Origin of the sequence: Micromonospora tarapacensis (assembly GCF_019697375.1) — a bacterium.
Taxonomy (GTDB): domain Bacteria; phylum Actinomycetota; class Actinomycetes; order Mycobacteriales; family Micromonosporaceae; genus Micromonospora; species Micromonospora tarapacensis.
Genome location: NZ_JAHCDI010000003.1, coordinates 830,765 through 848,026, shown reverse-complemented (window position 1 = coordinate 848,026; position 17,262 = coordinate 830,765). Strand labels below are relative to the sequence as shown.

The 17,262-nt window shown below is 72.2% G+C and carries 13 protein-coding genes, 1 tRNA gene and 2 pseudogenes; 8 read left to right on the top strand and 8 right to left on the bottom strand.

Translation table 11 applies throughout. The features are described from left to right. Positions 1-239 precede the first annotated feature (239 nt). From thrB to KIF24_RS04840, 4 genes are all read right to left on the bottom strand, one after another. Positions 240-1,184, bottom strand: a complete 945-nt coding sequence (gene thrB / locus KIF24_RS04855; protein WP_221082919.1) for a homoserine kinase — start codon at positions 1,182-1,184, stop codon at positions 240-242. An 82-nt stretch (positions 1,185-1,266) separates the two neighbouring features. Beyond that, complete coding sequence (locus KIF24_RS04850) at positions 1,267-2,511, bottom strand: MFS transporter (RefSeq protein ID WP_221082918.1); 1,245 nt, start codon at positions 2,509-2,511, stop codon at positions 1,267-1,269. A 104-nt stretch (positions 2,512-2,615) separates the two neighbouring features. Further along, entirely contained in the window at positions 2,616-5,900 is a 3,285-nt protein-coding gene (locus KIF24_RS04845; RefSeq protein ID WP_221082917.1) for an efflux RND transporter permease subunit, read from the bottom strand. A gap of 9 nt (positions 5,901-5,909) precedes the next feature. Continuing rightward, on the bottom strand, positions 5,910-7,673 hold the full coding sequence (locus KIF24_RS04840) for an ABC transporter ATP-binding protein (RefSeq protein ID WP_331461006.1): 1,764 nt from the start codon (positions 7,671-7,673) through the stop codon (positions 5,910-5,912). 54 nt (positions 7,674-7,727) lie between these two features. On the opposite strand from KIF24_RS04840, the gene KIF24_RS04835 reads away from it, so the two are divergent. After that, on the top strand, positions 7,728-8,246 hold the full coding sequence (locus KIF24_RS04835; protein WP_221083184.1) for a TetR/AcrR family transcriptional regulator: 519 nt from the start codon (positions 7,728-7,730) through the stop codon (positions 8,244-8,246). 48 nt (positions 8,247-8,294) lie between these two features. Here KIF24_RS04835 and thrC read toward each other — a convergent pair whose 3' ends face one another. Genes thrC through argS form a run of 4 tightly spaced genes read right to left on the bottom strand, consistent with a single transcriptional unit; the run spans position 8,295 to position 13,751 of the window. Then, entirely contained in the window at positions 8,295-9,344 is a 1,050-nt protein-coding gene (gene thrC / locus KIF24_RS04830; protein ID WP_221082916.1) for a threonine synthase, read from the bottom strand. 35 nt (positions 9,345-9,379) lie between these two features. After that, positions 9,380-10,690, bottom strand: coding sequence for a homoserine dehydrogenase (locus tag KIF24_RS04825; protein WP_221083182.1), 1,311 nt, complete (start codon positions 10,688-10,690; stop codon positions 9,380-9,382). Positions 10,691-10,698: 8 nt separating this feature from the next. Further along, complete coding sequence (gene lysA / locus KIF24_RS04820) at positions 10,699-12,084, bottom strand: diaminopimelate decarboxylase (protein ID WP_221082915.1); 1,386 nt, start codon at positions 12,082-12,084, stop codon at positions 10,699-10,701. 2 nt (positions 12,085-12,086) lie between these two features. Continuing rightward, on the bottom strand, positions 12,087-13,751 hold the full coding sequence (gene argS, locus KIF24_RS04815) for an arginine--tRNA ligase (protein WP_221082914.1): 1,665 nt from the start codon (positions 13,749-13,751) through the stop codon (positions 12,087-12,089). Between the two features lie 100 nt (positions 13,752-13,851). Between argS and KIF24_RS04810 the strand changes: the two genes are divergently transcribed. The 7 genes and pseudogenes from KIF24_RS04810 to KIF24_RS34925 form a co-directional block, all read left to right on the top strand. Then, positions 13,852-14,661: a DUF3105 domain-containing protein gene (locus tag KIF24_RS04810; protein WP_221082913.1), complete on the top strand. Its 810-nt coding sequence runs from the start codon at positions 13,852-13,854 to the stop codon at positions 14,659-14,661. Position 14,662: 1 nt separating this feature from the next. After that, a complete protein-coding gene (locus tag KIF24_RS04805; RefSeq protein ID WP_221082912.1) occupies positions 14,663-15,319 on the top strand; it encodes a DUF305 domain-containing protein in 657 nt (218 codons plus the stop codon). A gap of 166 nt (positions 15,320-15,485) precedes the next feature. Next, positions 15,486-16,178, top strand: a complete 693-nt coding sequence (locus KIF24_RS04800; RefSeq protein WP_221082911.1) for a winged helix-turn-helix domain-containing protein — start codon at positions 15,486-15,488, stop codon at positions 16,176-16,178. Between the two features lie 95 nt (positions 16,179-16,273). Continuing rightward, positions 16,274-16,345, top strand: a tRNA-Arg gene (locus tag KIF24_RS04795). A gap of 113 nt (positions 16,346-16,458) precedes the next feature. Continuing rightward, positions 16,459-16,605, top strand: a complete 147-nt coding sequence (locus tag KIF24_RS34930) for a hypothetical protein (RefSeq protein WP_221082910.1) — start codon at positions 16,459-16,461, stop codon at positions 16,603-16,605. A gap of 300 nt (positions 16,606-16,905) precedes the next feature. After that, positions 16,906-17,025: pseudogene (locus tag KIF24_RS32195) on the top strand (SigE family RNA polymerase sigma factor); the annotation flags it as partial. A 91-nt stretch (positions 17,026-17,116) separates the two neighbouring features. Then, positions 17,117-17,224: pseudogene (locus KIF24_RS34925) on the top strand (hypothetical protein); the annotation flags it as partial. Positions 17,225-17,262: the final 38 nt, after the last annotated feature.

The following is a 17,262-nucleotide window of genomic DNA, read 5'->3' as shown; positions in this document are numbered from 1 at the left end:
GGCGGCCTCGGTGCACCCGCCTCGCATGACGCTTCGCGGGAGTCTGTAACGCAGCAGCCGGTCGGTGGCCCGACCCACCAGGAAGCCGGTGAGCGGGTTTCGCCGTCTGCGGCGACCAGTGAAGACTGCGGTGCGGCGTGGCCTAGGCAGGGGTGACGGGCTTACCGCCGAGAGCTTCGGGGGTGCGCCGACCCGCAGGAGATCGCATGCTTCGCGGCTGTGCTAAGTCTAGAGCGTAATCAACTCTTCCGACCTGCGGCAACAGGGTCCCGCTCCGCGTGTCCGAGTCTACCCCGCCCGACCTGTGCGCCGCGCACGTCTACCGGCAACCGCAGCAGTTGCCATTCTGTTCCCGGGTCGAAACCTTCCGGCAGCTCGGACAGGGCGAGCACGGTCGGGCCCGCCCCACTGACCACGGCGGCCACACCGGCCGCACGCAACCCCTTGACCAGGGCTGCCGTGCCCGGCATCGAGGACGCGCGATAGTCCTGGTGCAGCCGGTCGACGGTGGCCGGCAGCAGCAACGCCGGCTGCGTGGTCAACGCGTGCACCAGCAGCGCCGCCCGGCCGGCGTTGACCGCGGCGTCACCGTGCGGCACGGTCGCCGGCAGCGCCGCCCGCGCCGAGGCCGTCAACCCACGCTCCGCGGGGACCAGGACGGTCGGACGTACGGCGTCGGCGACCGGCAACGACACCGCCCGCGCACCGGAGGGTTCCGTCCAGGCCACGGTGCAGCCGCCGAGCAGGCAGGGCGCGACATTGTCCGGATGGCCCTCGATCCGCGCCGCCAGCCGCAACACGGCGACCTCGTCGAACCGGTCTTCCCCACCATCGACCAGCGCCCGGGCCAGCAGCACGCCGGCGACGATCGCCGCCGAGGAGGAGCCGAGCCCACGCGCCTGCGGGATGCGGTTCACGCACTCCACCACCAGCCCCGACGGCTGCCCGCCAAGCTCGTCGAAGGCCGCCCGCATCGCGCGTACCACCAGGTGCCCCTCGTCGACCGGCAGGTCGCCGGCGCCCTCACCGGTCACCGACACCGTCACGCCGCCCGCCGTCACCTCGGCGGCCACGTCGTCGTAGAGCGCGAGGGCGAGCCCCAGCGCGTCGAAGCCGGGCCCCAGGTTCGCACTCGTGGCGGGAACCCGGACCCGGACCGGACCGGCGGCGAAAGTGGTCGGCACGCGCCCATGCTAGGGCCCCGGAGCCCCGGGGGCGGGCCATCGTCCGTCTCCTGGGACGCCGCCGTAGCGGCGATCCGGCCGGCTACGACACCGCGGTGTCCTGCGGTGTGCCGGCCGGTGTGTCGAGCGAGAGTTGGCGGGTGGCGACCCGCCAACCGATCGCGTAGGTCAGGGTGACCAGGCCGCAGCCGGCCAGCACGACCCGTTCGTCCACCACGTCCACCACCGCCGCCACCACGAGTTGGCTGACCGAGATCGCCAGGGTGGCCAGCATCATGTCGGTGGCGAAGACCCGGCCGCGCAGCCGGTCCGGCACCTCGCCCTGCAACGCGAAGTTCGACATCACCCAGTTGCTGCCGCCGGCGAAGTGCGCCACGAAGACCAGGGCGAGCACCAGCGGGAACCAGGCCACCACCGACGTGCCGAGGTAGGCCAGCCCGTACGCCGACATGGACAGTGCCAGGCCGGGCAGCAGCCAGGCGCGGTTGGTCAACACCCGGCGCATCAGGATCGGACCGACCAGCGCGCCGGCGCCCCGTACGGCGAACAGCAGGCCGGCACCGAGCGCACCGACGCCGTACACCCCGGCGAGCAGTGGGAAGACGGTCAGCACGCCGTTGCCGAGCCCCACCGCCGACTTGACCGTCACCAGCGCCAGCACCCGCGGGCGGTGCCCGATGTAGCCCAACGCCTCGCGGATGGCCGCCCAGGTCTGCGGTGCCGCCACCCCACGCTCCCGCGGGGCCTGCAGCGGCCGGCGGATGAGCGTGGCCAGGCCCGCGGCCACCACCAGGCCGACCGCACCGACCCAGAAGCAGACGTACGGCCCGGCGGCGGCACTGAGCACGCCGCCGAGCGACGCGCCGACGACCGTCATCGTGCCCCAGGCCGACCCGGCCACCGCGTTGCCGGCGGCAAGTTCGTCCGGGTCGAGCACGTTCGGCAGGGCGGCCTGTGCCGCCGGGGAGTAGAACGCCTTGGCCACCGCGACCACACCGATGCCGAGCATCGCCAGCCAGGCCGTGCCGGCGCCGCGCACGCCGAGCAGCAGCAGGACGCCGACCAGCGCGGCGACGTTCGCGGCAATCATGATCTTACGACGGTCGAACCGGTCGGCGATGGTGCCGGTGTACGGCAGCAGCAGCGCCACGATGCCGGTGTCCACGGCGAGCACCAGGGCGCCCCACACCCCGCTGCCGGTCAGCTTCGGCAGCAGGACGAGCAACGGAACCATGACGAACCAGTCGGCGCCGAAGACCACCAATTCGGCCAGAAAGAGGTTCCGAAAGTTTCGGTTGCCGGTGAGGACCGAGAGGGTGGACGCCACTCAGCGGACCATACCCGGCCACTGTCAGTGGTTGAGTCGGAGCGCGGACACCGACCCGACGGCGATGCCCGGCGAGCCGAGGCCGGCCCGCCGGGCATCGCCGGTTACTCGCCCGACGGGAACGGTGACTTGCGGCCCTTGGGCAGCCGGAGCACCTCGAACTGGTCGGTGCTCTCGATCAGGGCACCGGAGGGCGCCGCCGGGACCGGCTGGCTCTGCGGCCGGCTTTCGCCGGTCGTCGCCGCACCCACCCGAAGCCGCGCGGCCGTGCCGGGCCCGGCGTCACCCGAACCGGGCACGTCGACGTCGGGCCGCTCGTCACCGGCGCCGGAGCGGCTGCGGCGCCAGGCCCGCACCGACTCCTTCGTGTCCTCCACCATGGCGTACAGCGTGGGCACCAGGACCAGTGTGAGCAGGGTGGAGGTGAGCAGCCCACCGATCACCACGATCGCCAGCGGGCGGGAGATGAAACCGCCCTCGCCGGTGAGCCCGAAGGCCATCGGCGTCAGCGCGAAGATGGTGGCGATCGCGGTCATCAGGATCGGCCGCAACCGGTGCCGCCCGCCCTCGACCACCGCGTCCCGGACACCCCTCCCCTGGGCACGGTACTGATTGACCAGATCCAGCAGCACGATCGCGTTGGTCACCACGATGCCGACCAGCATGAGCACCCCGATCAGCGCCGGCACGCTCAGCGCGGTGCCGCTGACGAGCAGCAGGGCGACCGCGCCGGTGGCCGCGAACGGGATGGAGATCAGCAGGATCAGCGCCTGGATCACGCTGCGGAACGTCGCCATCATGATCAGGAACACGATCGCGATCGCCGCCAGCACGGCCAGGCCCAGGTCGGCGAAGGTCTCCCGCTGCTCGGCGCTGACGCCGCCCAGGGTGAGCGTGGCACCCGGCACGTCGATCGCATCGAGCCGGCCCTGTAGCTCGGTGCTGATCGCACCCAGGTCGGAGCCGGTGACCGTGCCGGTGACCGAGACGCTGCGTTCGCCGTCGATCCGCCGCACCTGTTGCGGCCCCGTGGTCTCCGTGACGTCGGCGATGTCGTCCAGCTTCATCGGGCCGACCGGCAACGCCCGCAGTTCCTCCACCGTCCCCGGTGGCGTCGTCGACAGCCGCAGCACCACGTCCCGGGTACCGTCGTCGAGGTTCACCTGGCCCAGCGGCGTACCGCGGAACGCCTGTGCCACCAGCTGGCCGACCGCGGCCTCGGTGAGCCCGGCCCGGCTGGCGGCCTCCCGGTCGACGGTCACGTCGACGCGCGGCGCCTGGTCGGCAAGGGTCGTCGAGACGTCCTCGACGCCACCGATGCCGGCCAGCGCGACCTCGGCCTGCTGCGCGGCGGCGGCCAGCGCCTCCTGGTCGGCGGCCCGGACCACCACCGCCAGCTCGTTGGCGGACGCCCCGCCCTGGCCGGCCGGGAAGGTGATCTCACCCGCGTCCCGGCCCAGCGCCGCGAACCGCTCCCGCAGTACGCCGCGCATCGCCTTGGCGTCGGTCTCCTCGCCGAGGCGCAGCGCGTAGTCGGCCACGTTGTTGCCCGCGCCGCCGGCCCACGGGTTGTCCCCACCACCGGCGGTGACCTGGTACGACTCCACGCCGGGAGTCGTCGCCAGCACCGCCTCGACCCGGCGGGCGGCGGCGTCGGTACCGGCCAGGCCGGTGCCCACCGGCAACTCCTGCCGGACGTTGAGGGTGTCCTGGCCGGAGTCGTCCAGGAAGTTCGTCTCCAGTTGACGGGCCAGCCCGAAGGTGCCGAGCAGCACCAGCAGGCCCGCCGCCAGGGTCGCCCAGCGGTACGCCCGCCGCCCGGTGGCGAACCGGATGACCGGCAGGTACGCCCGCTGCAACGGGCTGCGCAGCTCACGCTCCTCGGCGGCCCGGCGGACCGCCGCCCCGTCGACCGCGCCGGTCACCGGCTTGAGGAACCAGTACGCGAGCACCGGAACCACCGTCAGCGACACCAGCAACGAGGCGAGCAGCGCCACGGTGACCGTGATCGCGAACGGCGCGAACAGCTGACCGACGAAGCCCCCGACCAGCGCGATCGGGGCGAAGACGGCCACCGTGGTCAGCGTGGAGGCGGTGACCGCGCCGGCCACCTCACGGACGGCCGTGAGGATCGCCTCCCGCTTCGGCCCGCCGTACGTCAGGTGACGCTTGATGTTCTCCAGCACGACGATCGAGTCGTCCACCACCCGGCCGACCGCGACCGTCAACGCGCCGAGGGTGAGCAGGTTGAGCGAGTAGTCACCGATCCAGAGGGCGATCAGCGCCACCACCACCGACAGGGGAATGGAGACCGCGGTGACGACCGTCGAGCGCACCGACAGCAGGAACACCAGGATGACCAGCACGGCCATGATCAGGCCGAGCAGGCCCTCGGTGCTCAGCGTCTCGATGGACTTCTCCACGAACGGTGCCTGGTCGAGCACGACGGTCAGCTCGGCCCCGGCCGCGGCCCGCAGGTCGGCGAGGCGGTCCGCGACCGCGTGCGAGATCTCCACCGCGTTGCCGTCCGGATCGGCGGTGACCGCGATCCCCAGGCTCTCCCGACCGTTGGTGCGGGTGATCGCGGTGGCCGGCGCGAGCTGCTCGGAGACCTCGGCGACGTCGCCGAGGCGGACCGGGCCGGCCTTGCCGGCGGGCGGGGCGACGACGATCCCGCGCAGGTCGTCCAGCGTGGTCAGCGGGGCGCCCACCTGCACCGGCAGCGTGCGGTCACCGTCCAGCACGGCACCGGCCGGCACCGTCACCCCGTTGGCCTTCAGGGCGGCGCCGATCGCCGCCGGCTGGACCTTGGCCTTGGCCAGCTCGACCGGATCCGGCGTGATCACCACGAGGTCGTCCCGCACCCCCGTCAGCTCGGCGGCGCGGACACCCTCGATCGCCTCCAACTCCGGCAGCACGGTGTCGCGCAGCTTCCCGGCGAGCGTCCGCTCGTCGCCGCCGCCGGTCGCGGCCAGCACCACGGCCGGCAGGTCGTCGGTGCTGCCCGCGATCACCTGCGGGTCGACGCCGTCGGGCAACGGGGCGCGGTTCAGCGCGCTCTGCATCTGGCTGACCACGTCGTCCAGGTCGGTACCGAACTCGTACTGCACCTGGACGGTGGTCAGGCCCTCCCGGGAGGTCGAGATCACGGTGTCGAGGCCGCCGATGCCGCGCAGGCTGTTCTCGATCGGCTCGGTCACCTGCGACTCGACGACCTCCGGTGCGGCGCCGGGATAGGGGGCCACGATGAACGCGGCGGGGAACTCCAATGACGGTAGAAGTTGCTGCTTCAGCGACGGCACGGCGTACGCACCCAACGCCGTTGTCACCACCGCGATGAGGGCTACCAGCCCCCGGTTGGCGAGGCTGAATCTGGCGAGCAGCGACATTGGCGTAGCTCACTCCTGGGGGAGGCGGTCGAGGGGTACGAGCAGTGTGCCCGACCCGGTCCGTCCGCCGACCTCCGGGGCGGGCGCGGTCCCGCTGGTGCCGATGCGCAGCGACGCCACCAGGTCCCGGTACAGCTCATCGCCGTGCAGCAGGGTCGCGTGGTCTCCGACGGCCCGTATCCCGCCGCGGTCCATCACCACGATCTGGTCGGCGTCGAGCACAGTGGACAGCCGGTGGGCGATGGTCACCACCGCCCCCGAGGCGGCCCGTTGCCGGACACACCGGGCGATCGCCGCCTCGGTCAGCCCGTCGACCTGCGAGGTCGCCTCGTCGAGCAGCAGCACGTCCGGGGTACGCAGCACGGCCCGGGCCAGCGCGATGCGCTGCCGCTCACCGCCGGAGACGGTGGTGGCGGTCAGCGGCGTGTCCAGGCCGAGGTCCAGCGCACCGACCCTGTCGTGCAGGTCGACAGCGCGCAGCGCGGCCCACAGTTCGGAGTCGGTGGCGTCCGGATGGGTGAACCGCAGGTTGTCCCCGATGGTGCCTGGTACGACCGGCGCCTCCTGCTCGACGTAGGCCAGCCGGCCCCGGATCTCGCCGGGGCTGTGGTCCGGATAGGGCCGGCCGTCCAGCAGCACCCGGCCCTGCTCCGGTTCGAGGAAGCGCAGCAGCAGGGAGAAGAGGGTGGTCTTGCCCGCGCCGGAGGGACCGACGATCGCGGTGTGGCCGACCCGGGGAATCTCCAGGTCGATGTCGCGTACCGCGGGTGGTACCCCCGGGGCGTACCGCGCGGTGACCCCCCGGAAGGCCAGCACGGCGGCACCGGCACGCGGCGGCTCAGGCCGCCCGGCATGCCCAGCCAGCCCGGCATGCCCAGCCGGCACGGTGGCGGCCGGCGTCCCGCCGGGCTCGACCGCGATGGCCTCGATCTCCCGCAGCCGGCCGGCCGCCGCGATGCCGGCCTGCATGGCGGTCATGTTCTGGGTCAGCTCGCTGATCGGGCCCATCAGCTGGAAGGCGTAGAGCAGGAAGGCGATCAGCGTGGAGACCTCGATCAGGCCCCGCTCGGCGCGGGCGGCGCCGAACCCGAGAATGACGATCACGGCGAGCTGGATGCCGGTCCAGGAGATGGTCCAGACCGACGCGGCGCGCCGGGCGGCGTGAATGCCGTGCCGCGCCGAGTCCTCGGCGTGAGTGGTGATCAGGGTTGCCTGCCGCTGCTCGGCTCGGCTGGCCTTGACCGTCCGGATGGCGCGCAGCGAACCCTCAAGCGCCCCACCGAGGCGTCCCACCGACTCCTGCGCAGCCTCCTGGGCCCGACCGATCGACGGCAACAGCAGCCCCATCAGCACCGCCACGGCGACCACCGCGACCAGGGTTATGCCCAGCAGCACCACGTCCAGCGTGCCCATCAGCACCAGCGTTCCAACCAGTGCCACCGCGCCGTTGATCAGCCCGACGAGGCTACCGGAGGCCTGGTGCAGCAGCCCCGGGTCGGAGGTGGCCCGGGTGACCAGTTCACCGCCGGGCCGGCGGGTCAGCTGATCGATCCGGGCCGCGAAGTAGTGCCGGATGACCCCGGCCCGCGCCTCGAGCACCACCCGCTCGGCGACGCCTCCCATCAGCATCCACTGCCAGAGCGTGATGGCGGCGCCGACAACGACGAGGGTCAGCAGCACGGCCACCGGGCGGGCCAGCGAGCCGCCGGTGCCGAGAGTGTCCAGCACCCATTTGGTCACCAGCGGGGTGGCCAGCCCGGCCGCGTTGGCCACCAGGCCGAGCAGCAGCCCGAGGAGAGCGGCAGCCGGGCCCGGACCCGGCAGGCCATCCTGCAGGCGGCGATCGAGGTGCTGAGCCGCAACCCGGCGGCCAGCCTGGGCGAGATCGCCACCGCCGCCAACGTCGGCCGCACCACCCTGCACCGCTACTTCGCCGAGCGGTCGGACCTGCTGGCCGGCGTGGTCGCCGAGGGCGTCGCCCGGCTGGACCGGGCCACCACCCGAGCGCGCCTGGGCTCCGGCAGTGGCGCCGAGGCCCTGCACCGGCTCTGCGCCGAATACTTCGACCTGGGCGACCTGCTCTCGCTGATCTTCGCCGATCCGCAACTGGTCGCCGACCCGGCCTGGGCCACGCAGGTCTGCGACGACGACTTCCACAGCCTGGTCGCCCGGGGCCACGCCGACGGCAGCATCGACCCGGCGCTCCCCTCGACCTGGGTGCAGTCGGTGCTCTGGGCACAGCTCTACGCGGGCTGGAGCTACCTGGCCGAGCACGACGTGTCGCGCCAGGAGGTACTCGGGCTGGTCACCCGCACCGTGGCCGGTGCCGTCGCCCCCCGCCGCTGACCCGCCCCGCCGACTTGGAGAGACCGGCAACAGGACTGGCGGTCTCTCTTAGGCGAGGTCGAGGGAGCGAGCCGCAGCCAACGGGTCGTTGGCGATGGTGACCGGGACGGGTGCGGTGGAGATGGCCCACTCCGGGTCCTTCAGACCGTGCCCGGTGACCGTGCAGACCACCGTGGCGCCGGTCGGCACCCGACCGGCGGCGGCCTGCTGGAGCAGACCGGCGACGCTTGCCGCACTGCCCAGCTCCACGAAGACGCCCACCTCCCTGGCCAGCAGCCGGTACGCCGCCAGGATCTCCCGGTCGGAAACCGCCTCGATCAGGCCGCCGGAGGCGTCCCGCGCGTCCAGGGCCTTCGTCCAGCTCGCCGGGTTGCCGATCCGGATGGCGGTGGCGATGGTGGACGGCTCGGCCACCACCTGCCCGGTCACGATCGGCGCGGCGCCGGCCGCCTGGAAGCCGTACATCTTCGGCGTGCGGGTGGCGTTGCCGGCGTCGAGGTCCTCGCCGTAGCCCATCCAGTAGGCGGAGATGTTGCCGGCGTTACCGACCGGCAGGCAGTGGATGTCGGGCGCGTCGCCGAGTGCCTCGACGATCTCGAAGGCCGCGGTCTTCTGACCGTGCAACCGGTCGATGTTGACCGAGTTGACCAGCGCCACCGGATAGTCCTGGGCGAGCTTGGCCGCCAACGCCAGGCAGTCGTCGAAGTTGCCGTTGACCTGGAGCAACTTGGCGCCGTGCACCAGCGCCTGGGCCAGCTTGCCCAACGCGATCTTGCCCTGCGGCACCAGCACCGCGCAGGTCACCCCGGCGCGGGCCGCGTACGCGGCGGCGGAGGCGCTGGTGTTGCCGGTGGAGGCGCAGATGATGGCCTTGTTGCCGGCCTCGATCGCCTTGGAGACGGCCATCGTCATGCCCCGGTCCTTGAACGAGCCGGTCGGGTTCGCCCCCTCCACCTTCAGGTACACGTCGCAGCCGAGCCGGGCGGCCAGCACCGGCGCGGGCAGCAGCGGCGTGTTTCCCTCGTGCAGCGTGACCACGGGCGTGGCGTCGCTGACCGGCAGCCGCTCCCGGTAGGCGTCGATCAGACCGCGCCACATGCCGCTCTCCTCGCCTCTGCGAATTCTCCGCTCGCTCACGAGTCGCCCTCGACCCGCAACACGCTCGCCACGGACCGGACGATGTCCAGGCCGCGCAGTTCCCGGACGGTCGCCGCGAGCGCCGCGTCCGGCGCCACATGGGTGACGATGACCAGCACCGCGTCACCGGCCCCACCCGGGACGCCGCCGGCCGGCACCTGGCGCACGGTGGCGATCGAGACGTCGTGCCGGGCGAACACCCCGGCCACCGATTCCAGCACGCCGGGACGATCGGCCACGTCCAGGCTGATGTGGTAACGGGTGAGCGCCTCACCCATCGGCCGGGCCGGCAGGTCGGCGTAGGCGGACTCACTCGCCGTGCGGACCCCGGCGAGCCGGTTGCGGGCCACCGCCACCACGTCACCGAGCACCGCACTGGCGGTGGGCGCACCGCCGGCGCCGCGCCCGTAGAACATCAGCTGCCCGGCCGCCTCCGCCTCGACGAAGACCGCGTTGAACGCGTCGCCGACGCTGGCCAGCGGGTGGGTCAGCGGGATCATCGCCGGGTGCACCCGGACGCTGACCGCCTCCCGGCCCTGCCCGTCGGTGCCCCGGGCGGCGATGCAGAGCAGTTTGATCGTGCAGCCCATCGCCTTCGCGCTGGCCACGTCGGCGGCGGTCACCTCGGTGATGCCCTCCCGGTGCACGTCGGCCGCGCCGACCCGGGTGTGGAAGGCGAGCGAGGCGAGGATGGCGGCCTTGGCGGCCGCGTCGAAGCCCTCCACGTCGGCGGTCGGATCGGCCTCGGCATACCCCAGCTCGGTCGCCTCCTCCAGCGCCTCGGCGAAACCGGCGCCAGTGGCGTGCATGGCGGAGAGGATGAAGTTGGTGGTGCCGTTGACGATGCCGGTCACCCGGTTGATCCGGTCGCCGTGCAGCGACTCACGCAGCGGGCGCAGCAGCGGGATGGCCCCCGCGACGGACGCCTCGTAATACAGGTCACCACCGCCCTCGACCGCGGCGTCGTGCAACGCGCCGCCGTCCTCGGCGAGCAGTGCCTTGTTGGCGGTGACCACGCTCTTGCCGGCCCGCAACGCCTCCACCAGCCAGCCGCGCGCCGGCTCGATCCCGCCGACCACCTCGACCACCACGTCGACGTCGTCCCGCTTGATCAGCCCGAGTGCGTCGGTGGTGAACAGGCCCGGATCGACGGGCAGGTCGCCGCGGTCCCGCCCGCTCCGGCGTACGGCGATGCCGGCGATCTCCAGCGGGGCACCGATCCGGGCGGCGAGGTCCGCCGACTGATCGTGCAGCAGCCGGACCACCTCGGCACCGACGGTGCCGCAGCCGAGCAGGGCGAGGCGCACAGGTGACGTCATCCCACATCCAAAGCGAGCAGGTCCTCTTCGGTCTCCCGTCGAACGATCAGCCGGGCCCGACCGTCACGTACCGCCACCACCGGGGGTCGGGGTATGTGGTTGTAGTTGCTGGCCATGCTGCGGCAGTAGGCACCCGTGCCGGGCACCGCGACAAGATCTCCGGGCTGCACGTCGGCGGGCAGGAATTCATCCTTCACCACGATGTCCCCGGACTCACAGTGCTTTCCCACCACGCGGGCGAGCATCGGCTCGGCGGCGCTCGCCCGGGAGGCCAGAGTCGCCGAGTACCAGGCGTCGTACAGCGCGGTACGGATGTTGTCGCTCATCCCGCCGTCGACGCTGACGTACGTCCGGATGCCGTCGACGTCCTTGACCGTGCCCACCTCGTACAGGGTGAACACGGCCGGACCGACGATCGCCCGGCCCGGTTCGATCGAGAGGTGCGGCACGGCCAGCCGCTCCGCCGCGCACTCGGCGTCCACGATCTTGCGCAGCCGCTTGGCCAGGTCGTCCGGCGGCGCGGGGTCGTCCTGCGTGGTGTACGCGATGCCGAAGCCCCCGCCCAGGTCCAGCTCGGGCAGCTCGACCCCGCGCGCGTCGCGGATCTGCGCCTGTAGGGCGAGCACCCGGCGGGCGGAGACCTCGAACCCGCTGGTGTCGAAGATCTGCGAGCCGATGTGCGAGTGCAGCCCGCGCAGCTCCAGCACGTCCTCGTCGAGGATGCGCAGCGCGGCGGCGATGGCCGCCCCACCGGCCAGCGAGAATCCGAACTTCTGGTCCTCGTGGGCGGTGGCGATGAACTCGTGGGTGTGCGCCTCCACGCCGACCGTGACCCGGATCAGCACCCGGGGCCGCAGACCGCGCTCGCGGGCCAGCTCGGTCAGCCGTTCGATCTCGGCGAACGAGTCGACGATGATCCGCCCGACCCCGACCTCCAACGCCCGGCTCAGCTCCGCCACCGACTTGTTGTTGCCGTGGAAGCCGATCCGCTCCGGCGACATCCCGCCGGCCAGCGCGACGGCCAGCTCGCCGCCGCTGCACACGTCGAGGAACATGCCCTCCTCGGCGATCATCCGCACCACGGCCCGGCAGAGGAACGCCTTCCCGGCGTAGTAGACGTCCTCGGCCGGGAAGGCCGCCCGGAAGTCCCGGCAGCGGGAGCGCAGGTCGTCCTCGTCGAGCACGTACACCGGGCTGCCGAACTCGGCGGCGATGTCGCGGACGGCCAGGCCCGCGACGGTCAGCCCGCCGTCGTCGTCACGCCTGGTGTTGCGCGGCCACAGCTGCGGCACCAGGGCGTTGACGTCGGCCGGGGCCCGCAGCCAGGCCGGCCCCCGGTTGCCGATGTCGCCGTGCAGCGCACCCGCCTCGTGAGCCCGCATGACTACATCCTCTCCGGGGCGGAGACGCCGAGCAGGCGCAGGCCGTTGGCGATGACCACCCGGGTGGCGTCGTTGAGCCAGAGCCGGGCGCGGTGCAGGTCGGTGACGTTCTCGTCGCCCCGCGGGAGGATCCGGCAGTTGTCGTAGAAGCGGTGGTACGCACCGGCCAGGTCCTCCAGGTAGCGGGCCACCCGGTGCGGTTCGCGCAGTTCCGCGGCGGCGGCCACCACGGCGGGGAACTCGGCGAGCGCCTTGAGCAGCTCGTTCTCCTTGTCGTGGTCGAGCAACTCGGGCCGGAACGACCCCGCGTCGCCCCGGGTCAGGCCGACCTCGGCCGCGTTGCGCCCGACGCTGGCCGTCCGGGCGGCCACGTACTGCACGTAGTAGACCGGGTTGTCCCGGGTGGCCCGGGTCCACAGCTCGATGTCGATGTCGATCGGCGAGTCGCTGGAGTAGCGGGCCAGCGCGTACCGGGCGGCGTCCACGCCGATGGCGTCGACCAGGTCCTCCAGGGTGACCACGGTGCCGGCCCGCTTGCTCATCCGCACCGGCACGCCGTCGCGGACCAGGTTGACCAGCTGGCCGATGAGGATCTCCAGGGTGCGCTCGGGGTCGTCGCCGAAGCAGGCCGCCATCGCCTTCATCCGACCCACGTAGCCGTGGTGGTCCGCGCCCAGCATGATCACGACCCGGTCGAAGCCGCGCTCCCGCTTGTCCAGGTAGTACGCGCAGTCCGCGGCGAAGTATGTCCACTCGCCGTTGGACTTGCGCAGCACCCGGTCCTTGTCGTCGCCGAAGTCGGTGGTCCGCAGCCAGGTGGCCCCGTCGGAGTCGAAGACGTGGCCCTGCTCGCGCAGCCGGGTCAGGGCGTGCTCCAGCTCGCCCCGGTCGTGCAGGTCCTTTTCGTTGAAGTAGGTGTCGAACTCGACCCCGAAGTCGCGCAACGAGGACTTGATCTCCTCGAACATCAGCGCGACGCCCTCGACCCGGAAGACCTCCTGGGCGGCGGCGTCGTCCAGGGTCAGCACCTCGGGCCGCCGGGCGGTCACCTGCTCGGCGATCTCGGCGACGTACGCCCCGCCGTAGCCGTCCTCCGGCGCCGGCTCCCCCCGGGCGGCGGCGAGCAGCGAGCGGGCGAACCGGTCGATCTGTGAACCGGCGTCGTTGAAGTAGTACTCGGTGCCGACGTCCGCGCCGGTGGTGCGCAGCAGGCGGCTCAGCGCGTCACCGACGGCTGCCCAGCGGACCCCGCCGATGTGCACGGGGCCGGTCGGGTTGGCCGAGACGAACTCCAGATTGATCTTCAGGCCGGCGAGCCGGTCACCGCGGCCGTACTCCGCGCCGGCCTCGACGATCGAGCGGGCGAGCTCGCCGGCGGCGGCGGCGTCGAGCCGGATGTTGAGGAAGCCCGGCCCCGCGATCTCCACCGACTTGATCCCCGCCGCGCCGCCGAGCTGGGCGGCCAGCGCGGCGGCCAGCTCACGCGGCGGCAGACCGACCTTCTTGCTCAGCTGAAGGGCCAGCGTGACGGCATAGTCGCCGTGCTCGGGGTTGCGGGGGCGCTCGACCGTCGTGTGCCCCGGCAGCGCGGAGCGGTCCAGCCCTCGTTCGGCGAAGACGGCGTGAGCGGCGACGAGGACGGCGGCGGCGAGTTCTGCGGGAGTCACCGACCCATGTTATCGGGGGTAGACTCGGTCCCCGCGGCGGCGACCCAGCATCCGAACCCGGCCCGCCAGAGCCCCTGACCGACCGACCTGACGAGGACCGATGAGCATCAGCACCCCGGGCGGCCCGCAGCGCCGCCCGACCGTGGTCAGCACCGGCAAGAAGCCGGCGGCGGGTCGGCCGGCCGCCGACGCCAAGCCGACGGCCGCCAAGGCCGGGTCCGGCAGGCCTCAGCGGGCGGGCGGCGGCAAGGGGCCGCGCAAGCCGATCACTCCGGTCAAGGTCAGCCAGGGCCGGCCCTGGGGGCCGATCGCGATGTTCGTCGCGGTGGGCGTGCTCGCCACGGCGATCATCGGGTTCGGCGCCTGGGCGACCTTCAAGGGGAGCCAGTCCTGGGAGGACAAGGCAGCGGAGATCGACGGCATCGTCAACTACCGGGAGACCGACCCGGAAGGCATCAGCTACGAGTCGCACCAGTCCGGCCCGATCGAGTACAAATACACCCCGCCGGTCGGTGGCGCCCACAACAACGCCTGGCAGCGCTGCCTCGGCGACGTCTACGACGCGCCGATCGCCGCCGAGCACGCGGTGCACAGCATGGAGCACGGCGCCGTCTGGCTCACCTACCGCCCCGATCTGCCCGCGGCCGACGTGGAGCGGCTGGCCGGCCTGATCCGCAACAACGACTTCATGCTGATGAGCCCGTACGAGGGTCTGGACGCGGCGGTCTCGGTCCAGGCGTGGGGCTACCAGCTCAAGGTCGACAGCGCCGACGACCCGCGGATCGAGCAGTTCACCACCACCCTGGCCCAGAACGCCTCGATGGAGCCGGGCGTGCCCTGCTCCTCCGGCAACTACACCACCGGCACCGGCACCGAGCCGCGCGAACTCGCGCCGCCGACGGGTGGCTGACATGTCCAGCGCGGTCCAGGAGGCCCGGCCTGCGGAGCGGACGGATCCGGCGCGACCCGGCCGGTCGGTCCGGACGCTGCGCTACCTGACGCTGGCCCTGACCGCCCTGCTGCTGCTCGGCGCGGGCTGGACGGCGGCCACGCTCACCACCGACCGCACCCCGGGTGAGGAGTCGGCCGAGGCCGGCTTCGCCCGGGACATGTCCCGCCACCACGCCCAGGCGGTGGAGATGGCCATGCTCGCCTACGCCAAGGGGCAGGATCCGGCGATCCGGCAGATCGGGTACGACATGGCCCTGACCCAGCAGGCCCAGATCGGTCACATGCAGCGCTGGTTGCAGGAGTGGGAACTGCTGCCCACCGGCTCCCGACCGGCCATGGAGTGGATGCCCGACGGCGTGCGGGTGGACCAGGACGGGCTGATGCCCGGCATGGCGACCCGTGAGGAGATCACCCAGCTGCACGAGGCGCAGGGTGCCGAGGTCGACCGCCTCTTCATCCGGCTGATGATCGACCATCACCTGGGCGGCGTCCACATGGCCGACGGCCTGCTCAAGGTCTCCGACCGGCCCGAGGTGGTCCGGCTGGCCCAGGCGTCGAAACAGGCGCAGCAGAAGGAGATCAACGAGTTGCGCAAGCTGGAGCTGGCCAACGGCTGAGCCACTCCGCGTACGTTGACGCCGCCCCGCTCGTCGAGCGGGGCGGCGTCGACGTACCGGCGCGGAATTCACGACCGAGTTCATGGGCTCCGTCACGCCTTGATGGCATACGACCGATTTTCCCTCTAGGGGTTACTTGAAGGGAAGTGCACTCGTTGTCCCGGACGTGGGGGTTGCACTCAGAGACGCGCGGCGTTCGGTCACCAGCTGGTGCCGGCGCCACACCATCGGCGGTGACGGGACGGTGGCAGCCGTCCGTCGCGGACAGCGACAGGGCGAGCCGGGAACGCTCAGTCGCGAACAGGAACTGGAGCTGATCGACACGCTCCGGGGCGTCCACCCAGACGCGTTCGGCCTGGACGAGGAGCTGTGGACGCGACAGAGTCTGCACGCCCTCATCCAGCAGCACTTCGGGCTGACGCTGGACCCGGGAGTGGTCGGGACGTACCTGCGGGCCTGGGGGTTGGGCCCCCGGGAGCCCCGGGAGCGGGCCTGCGGGCTCTGCGTCGGCGCGGTCGAACGGTGGGTACGCAGCGAGTACCCGGCGATCACCCGGGCCGCCCAGGAGCATCTGGCCGAGGTCTACTGGATCGGTCAGGTCAGGCTGCGCGGCACCATGCCCGCGGCCGACGTGATCTCGGCGGTCTCCTCGCGGGGGCGGGTCCGCTTCATGGTCACCACGCCGTCGGTGGATCCGCCGCTGTCCCGCGACTTCGTGCTCCGGCTCAGCGGCGCCGAGCAGCGCACCGTCCACCTCATCGTGGACGGCTCCTGGGCCCGCAACGAATGGCCGCGCCGGCTCCCCCGGCGCATCGTGCCGCACCCGCTGCCCAGCTGCGGACGCGCCCAGGCCGCCTGACCGCCGCCGTTGATCGTCAGCGACCGGGGACGACGACCCACCGATACCAATTCGGCGATCGGGTACGCGGTTTGCTAGTCTTCTCCAGTCGCTGAGCCCCCGTAGCTCAGGGGATAGAGCACCGCCCTCCGGAGGCGGGGGCGCAGGTTCGAATCCTGCCGGGGGCACTCCTACTGCTCCAACAGGCGCGTCCGGTTCATACCCTCGCGACCCTCCCTGACCTGGACAGACGGCGTTCAGGGTCGCCCTCGCCCCGACGTGTCGACGGTGTGAGCTGGGCTTGGAGCAGACGGCTTCGGGCAGCGGGGTTTTCCCAGCGGTTTCAGGCGATCAGCAGGCGAAGGCCAAGCTCTGCTGCGTCGAAACCGGCAACCGGGTTCCGTCAATGATGAATGGCGCAACAGCCATCGCCGTGTCGAAGGACTGATCGCCGAACGGCAGGTTCTCGGCAGATCCCACCAGGCACGGCGGCGCGTCCGGGCTGCGATGCGTGGTTCGGTGCGCCGGCGCCCCCGCCATCGCAGGCCGAGCCCTGTCCCGTGGACACGATCGCGCGAGCCCCGATTCCGCCGTCCCGGTCGAGCCATGTCGCACCGCCATCGGGCGACCAATTCGATTCGCCGTGCAGCCTCTGGTCTCGTCGCCGCCGTTCTACCTCCGTCAAGAGGAGGCGGGCCGATTGAAAGCCGCGGACGAGCAAGGGTTCCGAGAGTTCGTGACGTCCCAGATGGCGTCGCTACGAAAGCTGGCCTACATGACTTGCGGTGACTGGCACGCGGCGGAGGATGCCGTGGCCAACACGCTGGTCAAGCTCTATCCGCGCTGGCGCAGGCTGGACCGGCCGGACCTGTACGCCAAGACCATGGTGTACCGGGCCGCCATCGACGAGACCCGGAGGCCCTGGCGTCGGGAACGGTCGGCCGGCGACGCCCTGCCGGATGTCCCGATGCACGACCCCGAACGGCGTGACCGACGAGCGGCTGCGGATCAAGGCGGCGCTGCGCGCCGTGCCCGCCCGCCAGCGGACCGCCGTGGTGCTCCGGCACTACCTGGGTCTGAGCCTGGAGGACACGGCCGTCGTCCT

Bases quoted from the DNA above. Each gene is read 5' to 3' on its own strand.
- KIF24_RS04845 (WP_221082917.1), bottom strand. From the start codon at position 5,900: ATGTCGCTGCTCGCCAGATTCAGCCTCGCCAACCGGGGGCTGGTAGCC.
- thrC (WP_221082916.1), bottom strand. From the start codon at position 9,344: ATGTGGCGCGGTCTGATCGACGCCTACCGGGAGCGGCTGCCGGTCAGC.
- lysA (WP_221082915.1), bottom strand. From the start codon at position 12,084: ATGCGGGCTCACGAGGCGGGTGCGCTGCACGGCGACATCGGCAACCGG.
- KIF24_RS04805 (WP_221082912.1), top strand. From the start codon at position 14,663: ATGTCCAGCGCGGTCCAGGAGGCCCGGCCTGCGGAGCGGACGGATCCG.
- KIF24_RS04810 (WP_221082913.1), top strand. From the start codon at position 13,852: ATGAGCATCAGCACCCCGGGCGGCCCGCAGCGCCGCCCGACCGTGGTC.